We start from the raw sequence: 21,432 nt of genomic DNA, 5'->3' as shown, positions 1-21,432 counted from the left end.
ATCTTGTCCGACAATCCCCGCTTCCCTAGAATGTCGCCGCCGCGAATGGCCCTGCCCACGCAGTAGCGAGCATGACCACCCGATTACCGCGTTTCGCACTCTACAGGTCGCACCCCGAGCTGATCCTCAACCTGGGCAGTTGCCTTGCCGTGCTCGCCATCGTGGCCATCGTCAGTTATCTGCTGGCGCGCGAGCGCGACAATGTCGAGCTGTCGGCAATTCGCTCGTCCAACAATATCGTCCAGCTGATCGAAAGCGACATCCTGCGCAACGTCGAACTCTACGACCAGTCGCTGCAGGGCCTGATCTGGGCGGTCGGGCGCAAGGAATTGCCGGAAATCCCCGGCCCGGTTCGCCAACGCCTGCTGTTCAATGAAGCCTTCGTCGACCGCAAGCGCGGTGATGTGCTGTGGCTGGACAAGCAAGGCAATGTGGTGGGCGATTCCACCAGCAGCGTGCCACGCAAGGCCAACTTCAGCGACACAGGGATATTCCAGGCGCACCTGCACAATGCCAACCTCGGCCTGCTGGTGGGCCCGCCGTTCAAGGCCGGGCTCGGCGACCTGGGCTGGTGCATCAGTTTCAGCCGGCGTATCTCCGGCGCCAATGGCGAGTTCACCGGCCTGGCAGCGGGTGCACTGCGCCTGTCGTACTTCAGTGAGCTGTTTCAGCGCCTGGACATTGGAGAAGACAGCAGCATCAACCTGCTCAACACTGACGGCCAACTGCTGGCTCGCCAGCCCAGCCGCGCACAAGACCCGCGGATTGGCAGCAACTATGCCGAGCGGCCCAATTTCAAACGCATTCTCAGCGAGCAGAGCGGCAGTTTCACCGCCCGCTCCAGCCGCAACGGCAAACCGCGCATGTACACCTTCGCCCGGGTCGCGCAGTTGCCGCTGATCGTACTGGTCGTGCATTCGGCCGAAGACGTGTTCGAATCCTGGCGCCGCACTGCAACCCTGGTCAGCGTCGCCACCGGTGTGTTGTGTGTGGGCATCCTCTGGCTGACCCTGCTGCTGGGCCGCGAACTACGCCGCCGCCACGAAGCCGAACAGGGCCTGGCGACCCTGGCCGCCACCGACAGCCTGACCGGCCTGGCCAACCGCCGTCACCTGGATCAGGTACTGCGCCAGGAATGGGCACGTGCCCAGCGCAACCGCAAGCCGCTGGCGGTGCTGATGGTGGATGTGGACCATTTCAAGGCGTTCAACCAGCGCCATGGCCATGCCGGGGGCGACCATGCCCTGCGCGAGGTGGCAAAGACCATCGAGGCGTGCATACGCCGCCCGGCCGATCTGGCTGCGCGTTACGGTGGGGAGGAATTTCAAGTGGTGCTGCCGGAAACTGACCTGGCAGGTGCGCAGTTGCTGGCCGAGCGCATTCGTACCAGTGTCGAGGCGCTGGCGCCGTTTGCCGATGATGCCCACTCGGTAACGGTGAGCATCGGTATCGGCCTGTCAGGCACCCAGCACGATCTGGCGAGAGTGCTGGGTGCTGCGGACGAAGCGCTCTACCGGGCCAAGGCCAAGGGCCGCAACCGGGTAGAGGGGCCTGCCGACTAGCTACGAGCGCGTGCGGCGTTGCGCAAAGCCCTGACCTGGTCATGGTTGCGCTGCACACCTTGCAACTGTTTTTCCACCAGGTTGTAGGTCTGGTCGCTGGCGGTGCGGCCCAACTTCACCAGTTTTTCGCGGGCTTCCTTATAGGCCTTCAGGGCATGGTCTTCGCCCCGCTCCACCTCGTTCAGCACCGCTTCCTCATCCTTGCCGGTGACCATCGCCTTGAGGTTGACCCAACCCCGATGCAGGTCACCGCTGATGCTGGTAGAGGTTTCCGGGTCACCACCCAGGCGACGCACCTCGCTCTGCAGTTCGCCGGCCGCATTGGCACACTCACCGGCACGTTGAACGAAGAACGCTTTCAGTTCTGGGTTCTTCACATCATCGGCCGAGGCCTTGAAGCCTTTCTCGCCATCCTTGCTGTACTCGATCAGGTCGTTGAGCACGTCGATAACGTCTTTGTTGGGATTGCTCATGGCACAAACTCCTTGGCAGGTGATAGTCATCTGTAAGGGAGCAGCCTTCGTGCCAAGCGAGCCCCATCTATAAAATCTTTTAAAATCAACTAGATATAAATATACCGGTAAAGGTTGAACACGGCGTTCTGCATGATTGCCGCTTGGGCCTTCGTGCAGATTGCAGTATGGTCGGCGCTTTTCGACAGCCAGGTCCGCCGATGATGAAGCCGGAAACCCTCGAACTGCTGGTGACCCGCACCATGCCGTTTGGCAAGTACCAGGGACGAATCATTGCCGACCTGCCGGGGGATTACCTGGCCTGGTTTGCGCGCAAGGGTTTCCCGGCGGGGGAATTGGGTGGGTTGCTGGCGTTGATGCACGAGATCGATCACAACGGGCTGGGTGAGCTGCTGGTGCCGTTGCGGCAGAAGCATCGGCGGTGACCTGTTCCGGCCTCTTCGCGGGCACGCCCGCTCCCACAGGTACTGCATGATCCTGAAGCTTGCAGTGACCCTGTGGGAGCGGGCGTGCCCGCGAAGAGGCCAGTAAGGCCCGCTGAAATCTCTAACCCTTCACCGGCGCTACCGCCAACTCCACCCGCTCGCTCTTCTTGATCACCGCATACACCACCGCCGTCAGCAGGCTACCCGCCACGATCGCCAACAAGTACAGCAGCGCATGGTTGATCGCATTGGGGATCAGCAGCACGAACAGGCCGCCATGCGGCGCCATCAGCTTGCAGCCGAAGTACATCGACAAAGCCCCGGTCAATGCCCCGCCGGCCACGCTGGCCGGGATCACCCGCAGCGGGTCTTTGGCGGCAAACGGGATAGCCCCTTCGGAGATGAAGCACAGCCCCAGCGCCAGGGCAGCCTTGCCCGCTTCACGCTCGCTCTGGGCGAACTTGCGTCGGGCCAGGAAGCTGGCGATACCCAGGCCAATTGGTGGCACCATGCCGGCGGCCATGGTCGCCGCCATCGGCGCATAGCTCGACGAGGCCAGCAGCCCCACCGAGAAGGCATAAGCCGCCTTGTTGATCGGTCCGCCCAGGTCGACGCACATCATGCCACCCAGCAACAGGCCCAACAGGATGGCATTGGTGGTACCCATGCTGTCGAGAAAATGCGTAAGCCCTTCCAGCATCGCCGCCACCGGCTGGCCGACCACATAGATCATCACCAGGCCGGTGAACAGGCTGGCCAGCAGCGGAATGATCAGGATCGGCTTGAGTGCCTCCAGGCTGCTGGGCAGGCGTGCCCAGCGGGCAATGGCCTTGGCGCTGTAGCCGGCGAGGAAGCCGGCGACGATACCACCGATGAAACCGGCACCCAGGGTGCTGGCCAGCAGGCCACCGATCATGCCGGGCGCCAGCCCCGGGCGGTCGGCAATGGACCAGGCGATATAGCCTGCCAGCAGCGGCACCATCAGCTTGAACGCAGCCTCACCGCCGATCTGCATCAACGCCGCCGGCAAGGTGCCCGGTTCTTTATAGGCCTCGATACCGAACACGAACGACAGGGCAATCAGCAGGCCGCCAGCCACCACCATCGGCAGCATGAACGACACGCCGGTGAGCAGGTGCTTGTATACCCCGGTCTTCTCGCCCTTCGCTGGCGTGCTCGCCGCTGCAGCATCGCTGCTGTTTTCCACCTTGGCTTCGGCCAAGGCCTTGTCCAAGGTGGCACGGGCCTGCTTTAGGGCGATACCGGTGCCACAACGGTAGATGCGCTTGCCGGCGAAACGCGCGGTGGGCACTTCGATGTCGGCGGCCAGCAGCACTACATCGGCTGCGGCGATGGCTTCGGCGGACAAGGGGTTGCGCGCACCGACCGAGCCCTGAGTCTCGACGGTGAGCTGGTAGCCGAGTTGCTGCGCGGCCTGCTGCAAGGCTTCCGCAGCCATAAATGTATGCGCAACGCCAGTCGGGCAGGCCGTGACGGCAACGATGCGTGCGCCAGCGCTGCCAGTTTCGGCCAGAAGGCCTGGCACCGTGGCCAGCAGACAGGCTTTGGAAGCCGCCTCATCGAGGAAGCCTTCGCGGTCGGCCAAAGCCTGGGACGGCGTGCTCTGGTACACACGCTTGCCGACGAAACGCTCCAGGTCCACCGGGCCTGTGCTGACTACCAGCACCCAGTCGGCCTCGGCGATCTGCGCGGCGCTCAGTTGCCGCTCGGGGTGGCCGGCATCCTGCACTTCGACGCTGGTGCTCCAGCCGCGCCGCTGTGCAGCGGCGGACAGCAAGCGCGCGCTCAGCAGGCTCGACACCTGGCCGTTGGGGCAGGCAGTGACAATGGCAATGTTCATCGGCAACCCTCTTGTTGTTCTGTCAGTTGCACGGCGGCTTCAAGACGCGCCAGTTGCTCGCGGTCACGGATACCGAAACCAACCTGGGTAACAGCCTGTGCAGCGATCGCGGTGGCGCGGGTCAAGGTCTTTGCCGGAGCTTCGCCCTGCAGCAAGCCGTGGACCATGCCTGCCACCAGCGAATCACCTGCGCCCACCGTGCTGGCAACCTGCACCTTGGGCGGGCAAGCATGTACGACATGGCGATTGGTAAACCAGCTGACGCCCTGCTCACCCGCCGACACCACCACGTGTTCGACGCCACTGGCCAGCAGGCGCTCGGCAGCAGCGCGCTGCTGCGCCGGGTCATCCACAGCCAGGCCAAGCACCTCGCCCAGCTCTTCGGTATTGGGCTTGACCAGCCAGGGCGAGCTCTGCAGGCCGGCACGCAGGGCTTCGCCGCTGCTGTCCAGGGCCACCTTGAGGCCTTGCGCCTTGAGCTGTTCGAGCAACTGGCGGAACCACTCGGCACTGATCCCGCGCGGCAGGCTGCCAGCCACCACCACCGCGTCGTGGCCTGGGGCAATCTGCGTCAGGCGCCGCAGCAATGCACTACGTGCCGCTTCGTCGACTTCCGGGCCTTGGCCGTTGATGTCGGTGACACGGCCATCATCCTCGACCAGCTTGATGTTGCTGCGGGTTTCGCCCGGCACGCGGACAAAGCAGTCGACGAAGCCGCGCCAGTCGATCAGCGCCTCGAAGGGCTGCAGGTTGTCACGCCCGAGGAAGCCGCCAACGGTGACGCTGTGCCCCAGGTCGGCCAGTACCTGGGCAACGTTCAGCCCCTTGCCCGCGGCGTGGCTGTGCTGCTCATGGCTGCGGTTGACCAGCCCCGGGCGCAGGGTATCCAGGCCGATGGTGATATCCAGCGCCGGGTTCAGGGTGAGGGTGAGGATCTTGGCCATTCAGTAACGCTCCACCAGCGCGCGAACCGCTGCGGCGCTGTCCTGTTGCAGGGCCTCGCGCGCCAAGGCGCGGGCCGTCTGGTGATCGGCCTGGCGGACCAGGGCCTTGACTTCGGCAATGCTGCGCGCGGCGACGCTGAGTTCGTCCACGTCCAGGCCCAGCAGCACGGCCACTGCCTGCGGGTCGGCCGCCAGTTCGCCGCACACGCCCACCCACTTGCCATGGGCATGGGCGGCGCGCACGGTCATGTCGATCAGGCTGAGCACCGCCGGGTGCAGGCCGTCGGCCTGGGCCGAGAGGCTGGGGTGGCCACGGTCGATGGCCAGGGTGTACTGGGTCAGGTCGTTGGTGCCAATGCTGAAGAAGTCCACCTCGCGCGCCAGTTGGGGTGCCAGCAGCGCCGCCGAGGGCACTTCGACCATGATGCCCAGCTGCAGGTCGGCTACCGGGATCTCGGCACGCAGCCGCTCGACCATGGCGCGCGCCTCGCGCCATTCATGCACCTGCCCGACCATCGGGAACATGATGCGCAACGGGCGCTGGTCGGCCGCGCGCAACAAGGCGCGCAGCTGGTCCTCCATCACCTGCGGGCGCTGCAGGGTCAGGCGTACGCCGCGCACGCCGAGGAACGGGTTTTCCTCGGCGGCGATCGGCCAGTACGGCAGCGGCTTGTCCCCGCCAACATCAAGGGTGCGTACCACCAGCGGGCGCCCGTCGAGGCCATCGAGCACACGGCGATACTCGGCTTCCTGGGTCGCCACATCCGGGGCCTGGGTGTGAGCCATGAAAATCAGCTCGGTGCGCAGCAGGCCCACGCCTTCGGCGCCCTGCTCCACTACCTTGGCAATGCCGTTGCTCTCGCCAATGTTGGCAAACACCTCGACCGCGTGACCATCACGCGTGACCGCCGGCTCGAAGCGGTTGGCCCAGGCGGCCTGCAAGCGTTGCTCGCGCAGGTCTCGCTCGGCCAGGGCCCGTTGCAGTTCATCCGCTGGCGGCGCCACGCTGACCACGCCACGCTGGCCATCGAGCAGCAACGGCGTGCCACTGTCCAACAGCAGTATCGACGCGCCCGCGCCCACTACCGCCGGGATGCCCAGGGCACGGGCGACGATGGCGCTGTGGGCGGTGGCGCCACCCTGGGCGGTCACGATACCGGCTACGCGGCTCGGGTCCAGCCGGGCGACATCGGACGGGCCGACTTCGGTCATCACCAGCACGTAGGGTTGCTCGGGTTCAGCCTGGGCCTGCACACCACACAACTGCGCCAGCACACGGCGGCCGATGTCACGCAGGTCAGCAGCACGTTCGGCGAGCAAGGCATCGTGCAGCGACTCCTGCTGGCGCGCCGCCGCCTCGATCACCGCCATCCAGGCGGCTGCGGCGCTCTCGCCCTGGCCCAGGCGCTGCTCGACATCATCGGTCAGAGCCGGGTCGGCGAGCATTTCCTGATGGGTGACGAAGATTTCGCCAATGGCCTTGTCGCTGCGCTGGACCAAGGCCTGCAACTCGCCATTGACAGTCGCCACGGCTTCACGCAGCTTCTGCCGCTCCAGAACGCAGGACTCGCCGCGCAGGGGGTAGTCGAACTCACGCTCGACGCACACATGCGCCGGGCCACTGGCAATGCCGGGCGCCGCACCCACACCGTGGATGCGGCTACCGGCTGCGGGCGCCTGCAGCACTTCGGCGGCTGCGCCTGCTACGGTCGCCGCGCTCTGTGGCAGTGGCTCCACCTCTTCGCCCAGGCCTTGCTCGATGGCAGCCAGCAGCACCGGCAACGCATCGGCGGCGATGCCTGGCTCAGCCACCAGTTCCAGCGCCTGGCCACGCCGGGCACCGAGACTGAGCAGCTTGCTCAGGCTCTTCACCGACACCGCTGGCTGCGCGCTGTCGACCAGGCGTACACGTATTTCCCCCTCGAAACCTTTGGCCAGCTGCGCCAATACCTTTGCCGGCCGGGCGTGCAAACCATGCGGGTTGGCCAGCACCACGCGCGCGCTGGGCCAGTCCACCGGTGCCTCACCGCCCAGCACCTCCAGCACCGCGCGGCTGCTGGTGGCCTGGTAAAGCATCTGCCCGCGGCCTTCGATCAGCACCTCGCACAGGCGTTCGAGCAAGGCCTGGTGGGCAGCACCGAGGCTGGCCAGGCAGAACAAGCCGTTGAGCGGCTGGTCGCGGTAACGCAGGGGCTGCTGCGGGGTGATGAATGCCAGGCCCGGCTGGCGCACCTGGCGCTCGCTGTGCAGCCACCACATGCCCTCGCCCAACGGCAGCGGCTCGGCCTGCTGCAGCACGGCGGCAAAACCGCTGTCGACGCAGTCGGCGCGCTGCAACAGGCGGGCGCCGCGCCAGGCCAGTTCATCGAAATCCTCGGCCGCCAGGTTCAGGCCGACCAGTTGTGCATCCAGTGCCAGTTCCTGCGGCGCGCCCTGTAACAGTTTCAGCAACGCCTCGGCGGAGCCGGCGCGGCGCAATGCTTCGGCCAAGTCGGTCTCGCCCAGGGCGCGGGTCAGCAGTTGCAGCAGGCGCAGGTGCTCATCGGAACGGGCAGCAATGCCGATGGCAAGGTAGACCATCTGGCCATCGCCCCAGTCCACGCCCTCGGGAAACTGCAACAGGCGCACGCCGGTGGCGTAAACCAGGTCGCGGGTTTGTGGCGTGCCATGGGGGATGGCGATGCCCTGCCCAAGGAAGGTGGAGCCTTGTGCCTCTCGGGCCTGCAGCCCTTGCAGGTATCCCTCGGCGACCAGGCCGTCAGCGACCAGCCGGTCGGCCAGCAGGCGCAATGCCTCGGCCTTGTCGGCGGCCTTCTGGCCCATGGCTATCTGCTCCTTGGCGAGCTCGAGCATGACCTTCTCCTTTTGCAGTTCCCGGTCGGGTACTGGAGTATTGTTGTGAAATTCACATGAACGGCCAGTTCAACAGCCTTGCACGTATGGCAGCCGAGGCAGAAAATTCGGCAGCTGAAACGATTAATCTGACCAGACGGCCACGTTACTCGATAATCTGCCGAGGAAAAAGCCCCATCCTGTCGGACAATTGCGACAATGGTCGTCTGCGCGTGGCGCCCTCGCCGGGTCAAAATACCCGGTCAGGGCTCACAGCCAGCCCCGGTAATAACAAGGAAAATTCGGTGAAACTCAGCGATATCGCCCGTCTGGCCGGTGTGTCCGTGACCACTGCCAGCTACGTCATCAATGGCAAGGCCGAACAGCAGCGCATCAGCAACAGCACTGTCGAGCGGGTACGCGCGGTGGTCGAGGCCCACGGCTTCACCCCCAACCCGCAGGCCGCTGGCCTGCGCAGCCGGCATACCCGCACCCTGGGCTTCATTCTCCCGGATCTGGAGAACCCCAGCTACGCCCGCATCGCCAAGCAACTCGAACAAGGTGCCCGCGCCCGCGGCTACCAGTTGCTGATCGCCAGCAGCGACGACCAGCCCGACAGCGAGCGCCAGTTGCAGCAGCTGTTCCGCGCCCGCCGTTGCGATGCACTGTTTGTCGCCAGCTGCCTGCCGCCAGAGGACGACAGCTACCGCGAACTGCAGGACAAAGGCCTGCCGGTGATCGCCATCGACCGCCGCCTGGACCCTGCGCACTTCTGCTCGGTGATCAGCGACGACCGCGATGCCAGCCGCCAGCTGGCCGCCAGCCTGCTCAACGCCGCCCCGCGCAGCATCGCACTGATCGGCGCACGCCCCGAGCTGTCGGTCAGCCAGGCACGTGCCGGCGGCTTCGACGAAGCACTGCAAGGCTATGCCGGCGAAGTTCGCCGCTATCAGGGCGAAGCGTTCAGCCGTGAGTGCGGCCAGCGCCTGATGCAGCAGTTGATCGACGACCTTGGCGGCCTGCCGGACGCCCTGGTGACTACCTCCTACGTGCTGTTGCAAGGGGTGTTCGACACCCTGCAAGCGCGCCCTGCCGACTCGCGCCAGCTGCAACTGGGTACCTTTGGCGACAACCAGCTGCTCGACTTCCTGCCGCTGCCAGTCAATGCCATGGCCCAGCAACATGGCCTGATTGCCGCCACCGCCCTGGAACTGGCACTGGCCGCGATCGAGGACAAACGCTACGAACCTGGCGTGCATGCCGTCGGTCGAACGTTCAAGCAACGCATTACAGCGGCCTGAACATGCGCCTGATCGACACCCACACCCATCTGGACTTCGCCGACTTCGACGCCGACCGCCCGCGCTTGCTGGCCAACGCGATGTCGCGAGGGGTTGAGCGGATGGTGGTGCTGGGGGTGTACCAGGCGAATTTCCAGCGGGTGTGGGACCTGGCTTGTGCCGACCAGCAACTGTTCGCCGCGCTCGGCCTGCACCCCATCTACCTGGACCAGCATCGCCCGGAGCACCTGGTGCAGCTGCACGAATGGCTGGAGCGCCTGCACGGCGACCCACGGCTATGTGCCGTAGGCGAGTTTGGCCTGGACTATTACCTCGAAGACCTGGACAAGGCCCGCCAGCAGGCGCTGTTCGAAGCGCAACTGCAGATGGCCTGCGACTTCGAACTGCCCGCCCTGCTCCACGTGCGCCGCAGCCATGCCCAGGTGATCGCCACGCTCAAGCGCTACAAGCCGGCGCGGGCGGGGGTGATACATGCGTTTGCCGGCAGTTACGAAGAGGCCCGCGAATACATCAAGCTGGGGTTCCGGCTTGGGCTTGGCGGTGCGGGTACCTGGCCGCAGGCCCTACGGCTGCGCAAGACCCTGGCGCGGTTGCCGCTAGACAGCGTGGTGCTGGAGACCGATGCGCCGGACATGGCGCCGGTCATGTACCCAGGGGTGAGGAACAGCCCGGAGCACCTGCCGGAAATTGCCGGGGCGCTGGCGCAGGTGATGGGTGTGGATGTCGCGGAGCTGGCTGAAGCCAGCACCCGCAATGCTTGCGAGTTGTTTGGCTGGTAACTGAAGTGCTGGCACCTGCGTGGGCCTCTTCGCGGGCTTGCCCGCTCCCACAGGGGCCGCGCAAATCGTAGGCCGGCGCAGTACCTGTGGGAGCGGGCAAGCCCGCGAAGAAGCCAGCGTGTCAGTTCAGACAAGCACCGTCCACAGCGCAAACCCGGCATACCAAAGCACCGCACAGCGCAGCAGCAGCTCCCACAGGCTGTCCAGCCGCCCCAGCCCGCGCTGGCTGTCTTCTTCCTCGGGAATGTCATCGGCAATGCGCCCGACCCGGGCCACCAGGTGCGCTGCGCTGATGTGCCAGTTGAGCACCTCGTGCAGCATCACACGGGTAACCGCGAGGAAGTTGCCGACCAGGGCAAAGCTCAAGGCCAGCACCCGCACCGGCAACCAGTCCATGATATGCCTCAGCTGCTCGGCACGGGCCTTCAACGTTGGCTGCTTGCTGTGTTCGCCGCACAGCGCCAGCAGGCGATAGGCCAGGGCGGCCCCCGGACCCAGCACGAAGTACCAGAAGATCACCGCGAAAAAGCCCTGGTACACCTGCCACAGCAGGTTGCCCTGTACCCGCACCAACAGGCTGTGCGGTTCGTCGGCCGCCAGCCCAAGGTCGCGCTCGGCCACATGTAACGCGGCCTGGTCGTCACCGCGCCGCCAGGCATCGCGGAACGGCCCCAACGATGCCTTGGCATCGCCGCGGCCCAAGCTGTAGATCAGCACCAGCAGGTGCACCGGCAATGCCAGCAAGCCGTACGCCACCGGGTCCAGTACATGCAGCAGCAACACCAGCAGCGCTACCGGTGCCAGTACCAGGATGGCCAGCGTCCACCACGGGTGCACCTTGCCGCTGCGCTCCAGGCGCACCAGTTCGCCAAGGAAGAACCCATCGCGCTGCACCTGATGGCGCAGGGCCGAGAATTTCTCGACCCACAGCGCCAGCAACAACACCAGAAAACTCATGCCTTGTCCTCGTTTTGCAGCAGCGCCTGTCGGTAGCGCGGCCAGTCGAAAGCCGGGCCGGGGTCGGTCTTGCGCTGCGGGGCAATGTCGCTGTGACCCTGGATGCGGCCCAGGTCGATGGCCGGCCAGGCACCGCGGATGTGCCGGGTAAGTTGCTCCAGCACCGCGTACTGCGCATCGGTATAAGGCAGGTCGTCGGTGCCTTCCAGTTCGATGCCGATGGAGAAATCGTTACAGCCTTCACGCCCGTCGAAGCACGACACACCGGCGTGCCAGGCGCGGTCGAGCAACGACACGAACTGGGTCACCGCACCGTCACGCTCGACGAACAGGTGCGCCGACACGGTCAGGTGGCTGATGCTGGCGAAGTAAGGGTGTTCGTCGGGGTCCAGGCGGTTCTGGAAGAATTGCTGGACCTTGCCAGTACCGAAACAGGCAGGCGGCAGGCTGATGTTGTGGATCACCAGCAGGGAAATCGATTCGCCTTCGGGGCGGGGATTGAAGTTCGGCGAGGGGCAGTGGGTGATTCCGATTCCGTGGAACCAGCCAGTGGCACGGTCCAATTGCATGGGGCAGATCCTGAAAACGCCGTGAACAGGTCAACAGTATGCCCTGTGGCCAACGGCGTTTGCATGTGAATCATTGTAATGCTGAGGGAGCTGGCATGCTTGCAGCCCTAGCGCAGGGCCGTTGCTCCTAACGGCGCAAGCTGTCGAGCACCGCTTCCAGCGCCCGCTCGAACAGCAGCCCGTCATCCAGCACTCGCACGTCGCCTCGGTGCAGTGCCTGGGCCAGGCTGGCTCCGTTCCATTCACGCACTTTCATGCCGGTGCGGTTGGCGAACACCAGCCGGTCGCTGCTGTCGATGCGAGCCACCAGCTTGCAGCGCAACGGTTCGTCCTCGTCCAGCACCTCGACCCAGGTACCGATACGCAGGCGCTGCACCTGGCGCAGCGCCACTGCCTGCCCGTCGGCAAACTGCAACGGAGCACAAGCGGGTTCTTCGGCAATCGCCAGGACGATGTCCTCGTCCACCAGCACCTCGTTCAGCGGCTGGACCTCTCCACCGGGCTGCATCGCGGTACCCGCGCAGGCTCGCAGGTGCAACTGCTCCAGTTGCAGGAAGAACTCGCGGGTCTTTGCCGAGTCCAGGGCGACGCTGGCCAGGCCATCGCGCAGTGCCTTGAGCAGGTCCGGCACCTGCTGCAGCAAGGCATGCGGTTCATGCGGCGGGGTGATGCTGACCAGCAGCGTGTCCATCGTCTGCAAGGCGTCTCGCCAGGCCTGGGATGCCTCACCCTGCTTTAGCCAGGCCAGCAGCAGTACCTGGCTCCAGGCTTGCACCAGCATCTGTACCACCACTTGCGGTAATAACCGGCCGCGCAGCCGCTGATTGAGTGCATGCTGCACCTGCTGCCTGGCCTGCAGCGCACGGGCACGCCCTTCTTCGGCGTCGCGGGTACGCTGTTCAAGCAGCTCGTTGCGCCGCCGCTCGTCCTGGTTGAAAGCGAGGAAGTCTTCGAGCAGTTCGGCGAACAGGCTGGCATCCTCGGCAAAATCATTGAGCAGGCGCTGGACGATACGCTCCACCCGCAGGTGCAGGCTGTCGCGCATGCCGTCGCTGCCGCATTCCCAACCGATTGCCGCGCCAGCGATCTCGTTGAGCAGGCGGCGGGCCGGGTGGCTGGCCCGACTGAACAGCCCCTTGTCCAGCAGGGCCACTTTCAACAGCGGAATATGCAAGCGCCCGATCAACGCACGCAGGCTGGCCGGCAGGTTGTCGTCGCTCTGGATGAAGGCGAACAGCAGGCCAACCAGGTTGATCATGTCCTCGTCGGCCACGTCGATGCGCCGCCGTGTGCCGCTGCGCACGCTCACCCGCAGCAGCAATTGTTCAAGCTGTTGGCCAAGCTCGAAATCATCGTCCTCGTGGGTAGCGGGCACATAGTGCTGCAAATGCGAAAGCAGCCGCAGCAGGTCGGCGGTGCTGATTGGCTGGGCGGCGGCCACCGCCTGCAAACGAGGCGCGAACTGCCCACGCGCCGGGGCCAGCAGAGTTTGCAACGAGGCAAAGAACGCCTGCCCTGCCGCGTCCGCACCCACCTCGTGCCTCAGGTTCGCCGGCCCGCGCCGTGCGTTCATGCGCCGGTCTTCGGCGCGCCGGCGCGGTGCCGGTGGCAACTCGGGCAGCACACCGGCGGCGGCCAGCAATTGGTTGGCTTCGCCATAGATCATATCGGCATCGCGCAACACATAGCGCTCGAACAGTTTGAGCAGGACCAGCTTGACCCGCAGGCCAACCCCCAGGTTACGGCCTGCGTCCAGGAAGTAGCCGCACAGCGCCGCGGGCCCCAGCGGGTTGTGCTGCTCGTGCAGGGGGCGGTCGAGCAGTAGCTGCAAGCGCAGGCCCAGTTGCTGCAAGGCAATGCCGTCACGTGACAGCACCCGCGCGACCATGCCTTCGATCGCGGCGGCCCTCTCCACCTGGGCCTTGCTGCGCAGGTTGCCCGGCTCGACCAGGCGCGCCAGCAGGTCGACCTGGCCGATACGGGCAAAGGCATCATAGAAGGTGTCGAGAAAACCGCGCTCGATGCTCTTGCGCTTCAGGCGCAGGTCACGCATGGCCTCGAAGTACAGGTTCTGGTCACTGCGGTCGAAGGCCTTGTCGGCCATCTCGAAGAGGGTGTCGTCGGCGTTGTCGAACAAGTCCTGCAGGCCCTGACGCAACTGCAAGGCGGCCTTGTCCCGCACTTGCAGAAGCAACACCGGAAGGCAAGGGAGAGGCGCACGCCCGCCTCGATCGATGGCTGCCGCCAAGGGCACCACCTTGCCTTCTTTTTGCATCCTGTACTCCTTGCAGGGTGTCTCGCCCAAAGGGGCTGAAGATCGTCAAAGTCATGACGCCAAATACTGGTCACCATTATCGGTAAAAACCCGCACAGCTGCCAGCGCCGTTTCACTGGCTGGCTAATGACCCTGATTTACCCCGCTTGCTCACACCGGCCGACCAAAGGTCATCGCCGAGGCGACTGTACACACCGGCCCCCTGCCCTATAATCGCCGGCATCTAGCTTGTGGAGCCGACCATGCCGAACCTACGCCTTGCCGACCTGACCGCTGAAATCGAAGCCAACGTGCGCCGCGCGCTGTTGGAGGACATCGGCAGTGGCGATATCACAGCACAGCTGATCCCGGCGGAGCGCCTGGCCAAGGCGACCATCATCACCCGCGAAGACTGCGTGATCGCAGGCACCGCCTGGGTCGACGCCGTGTTCCGCCAACTCGACCCACGCGTGGCGGTGCACTGGCAGGTGGCCGATGGCGAGCGCGCCACGGCCAACCAGCCGCTGTTCCATCTGGAAGGGCCCGCGCGTTCGCTGCTCAGTGGCGAGCGCAGTGCACTGAACTTCCTCCAGATGCTGTCGGGTGTCGCCACCCGTGCGCGCTTCCTGGCAGACTTGGTGGAAGGCACCCAGGTGCGCTTGCTGGACACACGCAAGACCCTGCCGGGCCTGCGCCTGGCGCAAAAGTATGCCGTGACTTGCGGCGGTTGCGACAACCACCGCATCGGCCTGTACGACGCCTTCCTCATCAAGGAAAACCACATCGCCGCCAGTGGCGGAGTGGCCGCGGCCGTGGCTGCGGCGCACCGCATTGCGCCGGGCAAGCCGGTGGAAATCGAAGTGGAAAGCCTCGATGAACTGCGCCAGGCACTGGCCGCAGGTGCCGACATCATCATGCTCGACGAACTGAACCTGGAGGAGATGCGCGAAGCAGTGCGCATTACCGCGGGCAAGGCCAAACTGGAAGCCAGTGGCGGGGTCAACGAGACGACCTTGCGGGTGATTGCCGAGACTGGGGTGGATTACATCTCGATTGGCGCCATGACCAAGGATGTGAAGGCGGTGGACCTGTCGATGCGGTTGAGCCTGTGAGCTGATTGCAGGCATGAAAAAACCGGCCATTGAGCCGGTTTTTTTGGGGGGCGCTCTCGGATCAGAACGAAGCGTTGGCCAGCCCATCCAGGTAACGCTCGACATCCAGCGCCGCCATGCAGCCGGCACCGGCCGAGGTAATGGCCTGGCGGTAAACGTGGTCAGCCACGTCACCGGCGGCGAACACGCCCTCGACGTTGGTGGCGGTGGCATTGCCTTCACGGCCGCCGTTGACCACCAGGTAGCCGTCCTTCAGGGTCAGCTGGCCTTCGAACAGCGAGGTGTTCGGGGTATGGCCAATGGCAATGAACACGCCGTCGACCTTGATTTCGTCGCTGCTGCCGTCGTTGTTCTTCAAGCGCGCACCGGTCACGCCCATGTTGTCACCCAGCACTTCGTCCAGGGTGGCGTTGAGTTTGAGCTCGATCTTGCCTTCGGCCACACGGGCGTGCAGCTTGTCGACCAGGATCTTCTCGGCGCGGAAGGTGTCGCGACGGTGTACCAGGGTCACTTTGCTGGCGATGTTGGCCAGGTACAACGCCTCTTCCACGGCAGTGTTGCCGCCACCAACCACGGCAACCGGCTTGTTGCGGTAGAAGAAGCCGTCGCAGGTGGCGCAGGCCGACACACCCTTGCCCATGAAGGTTTCTTCCGACGGCAGGCCCAGGTAACGGGCGCTGGCGCCAGTGGCGATGATCAGCGCGTCGCAGGTGTACTTGCCGCTGTCACCCTGCAGGGTGAAGGGCTTGTTGGCCAGGTCGACGGCGTTGATGTGGTCGAAGACGATTTCGGTTTCGAAACGCTCGGCGTGCTCCTGCATGCGCTGCATCAGAGCAGGACCGGTCAGGCCGTGGGGGTCGCCCGGCCAGTTGTCGACTTCGGTGGTGGTGGTCAGCTGGCCGCCGGCCTGCATGCCGGTGATCAGCAGCGGCTTGAGGTTGGCACGGGCGGCATACACCGCGGCGCTGTAACCGGCAGGGCCGGAACCGAGAATGATGACGCGCGAATGACGTACTTCAGACATGTCGAACTCCTGTCGAGCGGGCCGCTGGGCCGGCATCGGTGTGCCGGCTGCGCCAGCAGGAAAATTAAAAAGGACCCACGCAGCACTTGGGGAAGGCTACAACGCGCAGGCCCTGAAAGCGGAAAGTTGAGCGCACTGTAGCGAGGTCGCAAAGATTAAGGAAATATCCTTCGACAATCCACCTCATAGGCATCGTCTATTCAGCGATTTCATCGATAGCCAAGCCATGCCGCTTTTGTTACAGCCGGTTTCCCGCCCGCTGCTCGCCTTCCGTCGGCGCGGCAAACTCGGTAAGGTCAGCGCGTTTTCCTTCTCTGCGGAGTATCTCGATGCAAGCCCCTGTCCTCTCTGGCCCCCAGTACCTGCGCGAAGGCCTGAAACTGGTGCTGAGCCCCAACCTGCGGTTGTTCGTGCTGCTGCCACTGGCCGTCAACCTGCTGCTGTTCGGCGGCCTGATCTACTTCGCCGGCCACCAGTTCAGCCTGTGGGTGGACGCCCTGATGCCGAGCTTGCCAAGCTGGCTGAGCTTTCTTACCTACATCCTCTGGCCGCTGTTCGTCGCCCTGGTGGTGTTGATGGTGTTCTTCACCTTCACCCTGGTGGCCAACATCATTGCCGCCCCTTTCAATGGCTTTCTGGCGGAAAAGGTCGAGGTGGTGGTGCGTGGCCAGGACAACTTCCCGGCGTTCAGCTGGGGCGAACTGGTGGCCATGGTGCCACGTACCTTTGGCCGTGAAATGCGCAAGCTGGGCTACTTCCTGCCGCGGGCCATCGGCCTGTTCATCCTGTCGCTGATCCCGGTGGTCAACGTGGTGGCAGCGCCGCTTTGGCTGATCTTCGGGGTGTGGATGATGGCTATCCAGTACATCGACTACCCGGCGGACAACAACAAGATGAGCTGGCAGGACATGCTGGCCTGGCTACGCAGCAAACGCTGGCAGTCGCTGGGCTTTGGCGGAATAACCTACCTGGCGCTGATGATTCCGCTGGTCAACGTGCTGATGATGCCGGCGGCGGTGGCCGGGGCCACCTTGTTCTGGGTGCGGGAGCGCAACTGATCCCTCTCGGACCTTGCGCTCCCACAAGAAGCAGACCGCGTCTGATCCTGCTCCTACTGCCCCAACCGGCTGGAAAACTGCCCGACCACATCCACCACCCGCTTCGCCCCGTCCTGGATCTCGACAATCACGCTCCCTGTCTCGTCCGCCAGCGCCAGCCCCTGCTCGGCCTGGCGCTTGCTGGTGTCGATGATCGCCACTGCCGCCTGGGCCAGTTGCTCGTTCTGCTGCACCACCCGGGCGATTTCCTCGGTGGCGGTACTGGTGCGCGAGGCCAGCTGGCGCACTTCATCTGCAACCACGGCAAACCCGCGCCCCTGCTCGCCGGCGCGGGCCGCTTCGATGGCTGCATTCAGCGCCAGCAGGTTGGTCTGCCCGGCAATGTCGCTGATGGTCTTGATGATCGAACCGATCACCCGCGACTGGGTATCCAGCGCCTGGATGCCCTCTGCCGCCTCTTGCATCGAAGCTTCCAGCCCGCGCATCACGCTGACGCTCTGGGTGACCACATCGGTGGCCTTGCGGGCGCTGGCATCGGTGCCCAGCGAGGTGTTGTAGGCGACATCCGCCGCATCGGCCACCGCCTGCTCCTGGTTGACCTGCTCGGTGATGACGGTGGCGAACTTGACCACCTTGTACAGCACGTCATGGGCATCGAAGATGGGGTTGTATGAAGCCTCCAGCCAGACCACCCGGCCATGGGCATCGATACGCTTGAAGCGGTCGGCAACATACTCGCCACGGCGCAGCTTGTCCCAGAACGCCTGGTAGCCGGCCGAGTTGGCCTCCTCCGGCTCGCAGAACATGCGGTGATGCTTGCCACGGATCTGCTCCAGGCGGTAACCGACGGTGGCCAGGAAGCGTTCGTTGGCGGTGAGCACGGTGCCATCGAGGGCGAATTCGATCACGGCGGTGGAGCGCATCAGGGCCTTGATCAGGCTTTCGTGCTCGCGGGAGGTTTCGATGGTGCGGGTAAGGTCGCTGGAGTGCAGCGTGAAATACTTGATGCGCCCCTCGCTGTTCTTTACCGGCTGCAGGATCGACCGCAACCAGGCCTCCTGGCCATTGCCGCGCAGCAGGCGGAATGCACCGTTCAGGTGTTCACCGCGGCTGATCGCACCTTTCATGCGCTGGTAGAAATCCAGCGACTTCACATGGGCGGGGACGATGTCCTCGATGTTGCGCCCAAGCAATTGTTCGGCACGGTAGAGCATCTCGCTCTCGAAGTTGCCGTTGACCATCTCGATCCGCCCCTGCGGGTCGAGTTGCAGTACCAGCATCTCGCTGTCGAGGCTACTCTTGACCTGTTCGATGGACATCAGGTCTTCGCGCAACTGCCGGATTTCTTGCTTGAGCTTGTTGTTGAACATCACCGCTCTCCTGGAGCGCATCGTCGAATGCATCTTCATCGGCTGCCGTTGCTCCCTCTTGAGCACCCTTGCAAGGAAAATTCACAAGGCGAAAAGCGTCGGCGATCAGGCGTCACCTGTACGTCACACGACAGTCACATTGGCGCAATCCAGCAGGCGGACACTTTTTGTCATGAATACACCCGCCCTACGCATTACCTTGGTCAGCGAAACCTTCCCACCCGAAATCAACGGCGTGGCCAATACCCTTGGCCGCCTGAGCGAAGGGTTGCGCCAACGCGGCCATGAAATCGAAGTGGTGCGCCCGCGCCAGGCCGGTGAAACACCGCTGCAGAACGACCCGAACCTGATGCTGTGCCGTGGCTGGCCACTGCCTGGCTACCCGGGCTTGCAGTGGGGCGAGGTGTCGATGCACAAGCTGATGCGCCGCTGGCGTCGGCAACGGCCGGATGTGCTGTACATCGCCACCGAGGGGCCACTTGGGCTCAGCGCACTGCGCGCAGCCCGGCGCCTGGGAGTAGCGGTGGTCAGCGGCTTCCACACCAATTTCCCGCAGTATTCCGGCCAGTACGGGTTGGGCCTGCTGACGCGCCTGCTCACCAACTACCTGCGCTGGTTCCATCGGCGCACGACGACCACCCTGGTACCCAGCCTCAGCCAGCGCCTGGAGCTTGAACGCCGCGGTTTCGAACGCCTGGAGCTACTGGCCCGAGGGGTCGATGCCTGCCTGTTCAACCCGGCCCGGCGCAGCCCGGCATTACGGGAAAGCTGGGGGCTCGGCCCGGATGACATCGCCGTACTGCATGTCGGGCGGCTGGCGGCAGAAAAGAACCTGGGTTTGTTGCGCCCATGCCTGGAGGCCCTGAAGAAAACGTATCCACACAAGCGCCTGCGCCTGATCATGGTGGGTGACGGCCCTCAGCGTGCCGCCCTGGAACAGCAGGTACCGGATGCCGTGTTCTGCGGTGCCCAGCGCGGCGAGGTGCTGGCCGAACACTATGCCAGCGGTGACCTGTTCCTGTTTCCGAGCCTGACCGAAACCTTTGGCAATGTAGTGCTCGAAGCCATGGCCTCGGGGTTGGCAGTGGTCGCGTATGACGAAGCGGCCGCTGCGCAGCATATTCGCCATGGCCACAGCGGTGCACTGGCCATGCCGGGGGATCAGGCAGCGTTCATCGACTCTGCCTGCTGGCTGCTGGAAGAAGAGGAGACGTTGCGCCGGGTGCGCCTGAATGCGCGGCGGCATGCCAGCCGCCAGGGCTGGCCAGGGATTGTCGAGCAGTTCGAGGGGTATCTGCATGCAGCCCGGAACCAGGCTGCGACTTCGCCAGCTTCGAGGCTGGGTGCTACGCGATCTGTGTAGGAGCGGCCTTGTGTCGCGATCGGGCTGCAGAGCAGCCCCTCGATAGTTGCGACAATGCTGATATCCGGGGGCCGCTATGCGGCCCGATCGCGACACAAGGCCGCTCCTACAGAGGGACCGCGTCAGGCGCTTCAGGCCAAGGCTTTCTCGATAGCCTGTACCACAGCCGGATCATCCGGCGCCGTGCGCGGCGAAAAACGCGCCAGCACCCGCCCGTCCTTGCCCACCAGAAACTTCTCGAAGTTCCAGGTAATGTCCCCCGGGAACTCTGCCCCCTCACCCGCCAGCAGGCGGTACAGAGAGTGGCGTTGCGGCCCGTTGACCTCCAGCTTGGCGCCCAGCGGGAAGCTCACCCCGTAGTTGAGGCTGCAGAACTCCTGGATTTCCTTTTCACTGCCTGGCTCCTGGCCGGCAAACTGGTTGCATGGCAGGCCAAGCACGTTGAAGCCCCGTTCCTTGAAAATCTGGTAGAGGTTCTCCAGGGCCTTGTATTGCGGCGTGAGACCACACTTGGAGGCAACGTTGACCACCAGCACCACTTGGCCCTTGAACGGTGCGAGGGGCAGCTCCCCGCCGTTCAACGCGTCCAGTTTCAGGTCGTGAAATGCACTCATGATGAATCCCCTCTCAGGTTCCCGGTTGCCGCGCAGACGAATTCCGCCCACTAAAAAGGCGCTCGTCCAAGCCGTCCACCTCCCGTAGGAAGGCAAATCGGCTTGCCCGAGCGCCTGGCGACTATCTGAGCTTAGCGCAGAAAATCAGTGGTGATGGCCACCTTCACCGTGGATGTGGCGGTGAGCGATTTCTTCGTCGCTGGCATCACGCACGTTGACTACCTTGACCTGGAAGGTCAGGCGCTGGCCGGCCAGCGGGTGGTTGCCGTCGACGGTCACGTCGTCGCCGTCGATGTCGCGGATGGTGACGATCTGCATCTGGCCATCCGGTGCCGAAGCATGGAACTGCATGCCCACTTCCAGCTCGTCGACACCTTCGAACAGGCTGCGGTTCAGTGTGCTGACCAGCTCGGCCAGGTATTCGCCGTAAGCATCTTCCGGCTCGATGGAAACGTTCAGCTCGTCACCGGCCTGCTTGCCTTCCAGGGCTTTTTCCAGGCCCGGGATGATGTTGCCGGCACCGTGCAGGTAAACCAGCGGTGCACCGCCAGCGGAGCTGTCGATGGTCTCCCCGGCGTCGTTGGTCAGGGTATAGTCGATGGAGACAGCCTTGTTGGCGGCGATCAGCATGGGGCAAGACCTTTTGCAAAAGTATGTAGAGCGAACAAGTGTAACCAAGCCATCGCCCGATTGCGAACGCACTGCGGACGAGCAACGGCCCATCAGTCGGATCACCGGCTTCCACCAGGACGAAGAGGGCCACTGGGTGGCCGAACTGTCCTGCGGCCACACCCAGCACCTGCGCCACCAGCCGCCGTGGCAGGCGCGCCCCTGGGTGCTCGACCCGGCCCAGCGCGCACAGAGCATCGGCCAGCCTTTCGCTTGCGGCTGGTGCGCACAAGGGGCCGATAGCGCTACCCTTGGCCGTTAATTT

At 64.5% G+C, this 21,432-nt stretch carries 19 protein-coding genes; 8 read left to right on the top strand and 11 right to left on the bottom strand.

Going from position 1 to position 21,432, the window contains the following annotated elements; all coding sequences use genetic code 11:
- Positions 1-71: 71 nt before the first annotated feature.
- The gene (locus V3314_RS07960; protein ID WP_046616058.1) at positions 72-1,562 is read left to right on the top strand and encodes a sensor domain-containing diguanylate cyclase; all 1,491 of its coding nucleotides are present in this window, start codon (positions 72-74) and stop codon (positions 1,560-1,562) included.
- Here the strand turns inward: V3314_RS07960 and V3314_RS07955 are convergent.
- The gene (locus V3314_RS07955; RefSeq protein WP_046616057.1) at positions 1,559-2,035 is read right to left on the bottom strand and encodes a PA2169 family four-helix-bundle protein; all 477 of its coding nucleotides are present in this window, start codon (positions 2,033-2,035) and stop codon (positions 1,559-1,561) included. The genes V3314_RS07960 and V3314_RS07955 overlap by 4 nt on opposite strands.
- 203 nt (positions 2,036-2,238) lie before the next feature.
- Here V3314_RS07955 and V3314_RS07950 point away from each other — a divergent pair, with 203 nt between their 5' ends.
- Positions 2,239-2,460 carry a DUF3820 family protein gene (locus V3314_RS07950; RefSeq protein WP_046616074.1) on the top strand — a complete coding sequence of 74 codons (222 nt, stop codon included), beginning with the start codon at positions 2,239-2,241 and terminating at the stop codon, positions 2,458-2,460.
- Positions 2,461-2,581: 121 nt separating this feature from the next.
- Here V3314_RS07950 and V3314_RS07945 read toward each other — a convergent pair whose 3' ends face one another.
- From V3314_RS07945 to ptsP, 3 genes are read right to left on the bottom strand one after another with little or no spacing between them, the layout of a single operon-like run.
- Positions 2,582-4,321 (bottom strand): PTS fructose-like transporter subunit IIB, encoded by a 1,740-nt coding sequence (locus tag V3314_RS07945; protein WP_046616056.1) that lies wholly within the window; start codon positions 4,319-4,321, stop codon positions 2,582-2,584.
- The gene (gene pfkB / locus V3314_RS07940) at positions 4,318-5,265 is read right to left on the bottom strand and encodes a 1-phosphofructokinase (protein ID WP_153670677.1); all 948 of its coding nucleotides are present in this window, start codon (positions 5,263-5,265) and stop codon (positions 4,318-4,320) included. The genes V3314_RS07945 and pfkB overlap by 4 nt, the downstream gene beginning before the upstream one ends.
- Positions 5,266-8,118, bottom strand: coding sequence for a phosphoenolpyruvate--protein phosphotransferase (gene ptsP, locus V3314_RS07935; protein ID WP_338460116.1), 2,853 nt, complete (start codon positions 8,116-8,118; stop codon positions 5,266-5,268).
- Between the two features lie 284 nt (positions 8,119-8,402).
- Here ptsP and cra point away from each other — a divergent pair, with 284 nt between their 5' ends.
- The gene (gene cra / locus V3314_RS07930) at positions 8,403-9,398 is read left to right on the top strand and encodes a catabolite repressor/activator (protein WP_046616053.1); all 996 of its coding nucleotides are present in this window, start codon (positions 8,403-8,405) and stop codon (positions 9,396-9,398) included.
- A 2-nt stretch (positions 9,399-9,400) separates the two neighbouring features.
- Positions 9,401-10,177: a TatD family hydrolase gene (locus V3314_RS07925; RefSeq protein ID WP_046616052.1), complete on the top strand. Its 777-nt coding sequence runs from the start codon at positions 9,401-9,403 to the stop codon at positions 10,175-10,177.
- 126 nt (positions 10,178-10,303) lie between these two features.
- Here V3314_RS07925 and ampE read toward each other — a convergent pair whose 3' ends face one another.
- The 3 genes from ampE to V3314_RS07910 all read right to left on the bottom strand — a co-directional run bounded on the left by ampE (position 10,304) and on the right by V3314_RS07910 (position 13,978).
- Positions 10,304-11,134, bottom strand: a complete 831-nt coding sequence (gene ampE, locus V3314_RS07920) for a regulatory signaling modulator protein AmpE (RefSeq protein WP_025337724.1) — start codon at positions 11,132-11,134, stop codon at positions 10,304-10,306.
- The gene (gene ampD / locus V3314_RS07915) at positions 11,131-11,703 is read right to left on the bottom strand and encodes a 1,6-anhydro-N-acetylmuramyl-L-alanine amidase AmpD (RefSeq protein ID WP_196188802.1); all 573 of its coding nucleotides are present in this window, start codon (positions 11,701-11,703) and stop codon (positions 11,131-11,133) included. The genes ampE and ampD overlap by 4 nt, the downstream gene beginning before the upstream one ends.
- A gap of 127 nt (positions 11,704-11,830) precedes the next feature.
- Positions 11,831-13,978 (bottom strand): DUF1631 domain-containing protein, encoded by a 2,148-nt coding sequence (locus V3314_RS07910; RefSeq protein WP_338460115.1) that lies wholly within the window; start codon positions 13,976-13,978, stop codon positions 11,831-11,833.
- A gap of 242 nt (positions 13,979-14,220) precedes the next feature.
- On the opposite strand from V3314_RS07910, the gene nadC reads away from it, so the two are divergent.
- Complete coding sequence (gene nadC, locus V3314_RS07905; protein ID WP_046616049.1) at positions 14,221-15,069, top strand: carboxylating nicotinate-nucleotide diphosphorylase; 849 nt, start codon at positions 14,221-14,223, stop codon at positions 15,067-15,069.
- A gap of 61 nt (positions 15,070-15,130) precedes the next feature.
- On the opposite strand, the gene trxB is transcribed toward nadC, so the two are convergent.
- Entirely contained in the window at positions 15,131-16,093 is a 963-nt protein-coding gene (trxB, locus tag V3314_RS07900) for a thioredoxin-disulfide reductase (protein WP_025337720.1), read from the bottom strand.
- Positions 16,094-16,422: 329 nt separating this feature from the next.
- Here trxB and cysZ point away from each other — a divergent pair, with 329 nt between their 5' ends.
- Positions 16,423-17,151, top strand: coding sequence for a sulfate transporter CysZ (cysZ, locus tag V3314_RS07895; RefSeq protein WP_085600724.1), 729 nt, complete (start codon positions 16,423-16,425; stop codon positions 17,149-17,151).
- Positions 17,152-17,204: 53 nt separating this feature from the next.
- Here the strand turns inward: cysZ and V3314_RS07890 are convergent, their stop codons facing one another.
- Positions 17,205-18,521, bottom strand: a complete 1,317-nt coding sequence (locus tag V3314_RS07890; protein WP_046616047.1) for a PAS domain-containing methyl-accepting chemotaxis protein — start codon at positions 18,519-18,521, stop codon at positions 17,205-17,207.
- A 172-nt stretch (positions 18,522-18,693) separates the two neighbouring features.
- Between V3314_RS07890 and V3314_RS07885 the strand changes: the two genes are divergently transcribed.
- The gene (locus V3314_RS07885) at positions 18,694-19,884 is read left to right on the top strand and encodes a glycosyltransferase family 1 protein (RefSeq protein ID WP_338460114.1); all 1,191 of its coding nucleotides are present in this window, start codon (positions 18,694-18,696) and stop codon (positions 19,882-19,884) included.
- Between the two features lie 131 nt (positions 19,885-20,015).
- On the opposite strand, the gene V3314_RS07880 is transcribed toward V3314_RS07885, so the two are convergent.
- On the bottom strand, positions 20,016-20,498 hold the full coding sequence (locus V3314_RS07880) for a glutathione peroxidase (protein WP_046616045.1): 483 nt from the start codon (positions 20,496-20,498) through the stop codon (positions 20,016-20,018).
- A 144-nt stretch (positions 20,499-20,642) separates the two neighbouring features.
- Positions 20,643-21,128: a peptidylprolyl isomerase gene (locus V3314_RS07875; RefSeq protein ID WP_003259610.1), complete on the bottom strand. Its 486-nt coding sequence runs from the start codon at positions 21,126-21,128 to the stop codon at positions 20,643-20,645.
- Here V3314_RS07875 and V3314_RS07870 point away from each other — a divergent pair.
- Positions 21,127-21,429 carry a DUF3565 domain-containing protein gene (locus V3314_RS07870; protein WP_108480137.1) on the top strand — a complete coding sequence of 101 codons (303 nt, stop codon included), beginning with the start codon at positions 21,127-21,129 and terminating at the stop codon, positions 21,427-21,429. The two genes, V3314_RS07875 and V3314_RS07870, sit on opposite strands and share 2 nt — an antisense overlap.
- Positions 21,430-21,432 lie beyond the last annotated feature (3 nt).

Origin of the sequence: Pseudomonas sp. TE3-3-F2023 (assembly GCF_036784815.1) — a bacterium.
GTDB lineage: Bacteria > Pseudomonadota > Gammaproteobacteria > Pseudomonadales > Pseudomonadaceae > Aquipseudomonas > Aquipseudomonas pudica.
Note: the sequence above shows the minus strand (reverse complement) of the source record. Positions and strands in the feature narration are given on the sequence as shown.